A 2,814-nucleotide genomic window follows, 5' to 3' on the forward strand; every position below is an offset into this window, starting at 1 on the left:
TTAAAAATACTTCAACTCAACAATGTCTATAAATTATACAACATATCTATTAATTATCAATTTATTTTTTATATTTAAAATATAAGTTTTGGTTTTGAAATTTTCTTATAAAAACTAGATATAAGCGCATATTCAATCTATTCATCTACTAACAATATAATATTAGAGGCTGAGACATTTCCTTGTCCCAGCCCCTAATAAATTTCCTTACTTGAAGAAATTCACCAATATAACTTAATTATTATCCGTATTTTTTCTACGTCTACCTCTTAATAAAGCAATACCAGCAAGCGCGGCAAGGCCAGAAACCAATCCATTATTAGTAGCAACCTCACCTGTATCTGGCAATTTAATACCATTATCTTTGTTGTGATCATCTTGTTGTTTATTCATGTTAGAAATCTCATCATCCTCATTTGAAGCATCCGAAGATAAAGTTTCAAATTCACTTAATGAGTCATTTTCACTAATTGATTCGGACTCACTTAATGAATCTGATTCGCTAATAGACTCTGACTCGCTTATTGATTCACTCTCACTATTTGGTTCTGATTCTGACTCACTAATTGATTCACTTTCGCTTATTGATTCTGATTCACTTATTGATTCTGATTCACTAATAGATTCGGATTCACTAATTGACTGTGACAAACTAACTGACTCTGAGTCACTTAAAGACACACTTTCACTAATTGATTCGGATTCACTCAATGATTCACTTTCACTAATTGATTCGGATTCACTCAATGATTCGCTTTCGCTAATTGATTCTGACTCACTTAATGATTCACTTTCACTAACTGACTCTGAGTCACTTATAGATATACTTTCACTGATCGATTCGCTTATTGATTGGGATTCTCCTTCACCTTCTGCTGAGTTATCCGTTAATTCAATATAGTTATAAAAACTCACTGAGTTATATATTCCATTTTGACTTGTAGATTGCATATCTACTGACTGTATTAAGTCTTTATTGACCGCTTCATTTTCTTTAGAGATTACTTTTATTATATATGTTGTGCCATATATATTACCAAAGTTTATGCCAACAGCATTTTGATAATTTGTAAAATAAAATTGATCAGTTACATCAATAAGATTCTCAGCATCATTGTAATAACTGTCATTTAAAGCAACGCCATTTTTAACTTTATAAATCACAATTTGAGTATTTGAATTTATTTGGGCTGAACTATCACCTAAATCATTCTTGTAACCTCTAATATACACGTCAGAATAATATGCATTCTTTTTCTTAGGATTAATATAAATCGTTTGTTCGTATTTTTTTGTCTCGCTATTATAGTGCGTATACGATGAACCAATATTTGATGATGCTTCTTCTATAATACCGTTTTCGTAAATAACTCTAACATTTTTTGATACTACATTATCACCAAAAGTATAAGTAATCGTTTCGTTTGAATTATTTCGAACAGTATCTCTATTGATATATTGTGAAAATTTCAAACTACCACTAATACTCGCTTTATCTTCTACAAAATCAGTAAATGTATATTTATATTCTCTTGTTTTAGGATCATATATCCCTATAGCTATAATATTGCCATTCTTATCTTTAATTACTGGTGCACTTGAATTTTGATGATTTAAATCGTCATTAATAGTGTTAGCAGAACCTTTAATAATAAAATAATCACCTTTTTTAACTGAAGAATTAGTTTTGAACGAAGTTAAAAGATTATAACTTTCAGCATTTAAAGGTTTAACTGTATTATTTTTTACGTTTATTGTAGTGTTAGTAAAATCTATTTGATTTGTCACATTATTACCACTTGCATTAGCACTTAGACTTCTTTTAGATCTCAAACTTGAACTTTCTTTTTTTACAGAACTTGTTGTTACAGTTGGTGTAGTCTCTTCTTTCAGAATATTATATTTCAAAGCAAGCATTAAAATTTGCTTTTTAATTTCTTCTTCTGATAATTCACTTATATTTTTAGGTAAATATTTATTAATCTTTGCCAATCTTGTTCTCTGTATAGAAACCATTCACTATTTTCTCGTTTCTACTAGCTGGTTGAGAAACAGTGCTTTTCTCTGAAGGCGTATTGCTTCTACTTTTCGATTTTTCTTCTGTTACTTGAATTGGTTCTTTTTTCACTGGCGTTTCATTCGATTGTTCTTCTTCTGTCTTCTGAACTAGTTCTTTTTCTTTAGTAGTTACTTCTGGTTTTACTTGTTCTTTCTCTTGAACTACTTTATTGTCTTCTGGTTTTTCTTCCGGCTTTTCTTTTTCTGTTTCTTGGACTACTTCTTTATCTTCTGTGTTTACTTCCGGCTTTTCTGCTTCTGTTTCTTTATCTTCTGTGTTTACTTCCGGTTTTACTTCTTCTGTTTCTTGTACTGCTTCTTTATCTTCTGTGTTTACTTCCGGCTTTTCTGCTTCTGTTTCTTGTACTGGTTCACTAGCTTTTTGATCTATGCTTGGCTTTATTTCTTCTCTAGCTGGTTATATTTCAACGTTCCCATTATTACTTTCTTGATGAACCTTATTGAAATCTACTACTTACTGTTCTTCCGATGCCTCTGCCTTATTATCATTTGATAATGCAATGACCATTAATGCACCTACAAGCGCTGATGCTATCCCGTTTGAAAATTTACGAATTGAGTACTTATTAATGCGATTAGGCAAAAAATCAAATCGTTTGTTGTTCTTTTTATTGTTCAAAAACCCTACCTCCATATTTTTTATTTCTTCGTTTGTCAAAATAAGCTAGACAGTTTACCTACATCCATGTAACTCATAAATACTTCCAACGGGGTTTGATAATTCAATGACTTTCT

Annotated in this window: 3 protein-coding genes; all 3 read right to left on the bottom strand. The window is 30.6% G+C overall.

The window, feature by feature from the left end; all coding sequences use genetic code 11:
* Positions 1–234: 234 nt before the first annotated feature.
* Entirely contained in the window at positions 235–1,992 is a 1,758-nt protein-coding gene (locus CD129_RS09490; protein ID WP_160149105.1) for an Ig-like domain-containing protein, read from the bottom strand.
* Positions 1,979–2,128, bottom strand: coding sequence for a hypothetical protein (locus CD129_RS13225; protein WP_160149104.1), 150 nt, complete (start codon positions 2,126–2,128; stop codon positions 1,979–1,981). Before CD129_RS13225 ends, CD129_RS09490 begins: the two co-directional genes overlap by 14 nt.
* Before the next feature lie 405 nt (positions 2,129–2,533).
* Positions 2,534–2,698 (bottom strand): YSIRK-type signal peptide-containing protein, encoded by a 165-nt coding sequence (locus tag CD129_RS09495; protein ID WP_243832008.1) that lies wholly within the window; start codon positions 2,696–2,698, stop codon positions 2,534–2,536.
* Positions 2,699–2,814 lie beyond the last annotated feature (116 nt).

Source organism: Mammaliicoccus fleurettii, from assembly GCF_003970575.1.
Classification (GTDB): Bacteria; Bacillota; Bacilli; order Staphylococcales; family Staphylococcaceae; genus Mammaliicoccus; species Mammaliicoccus fleurettii.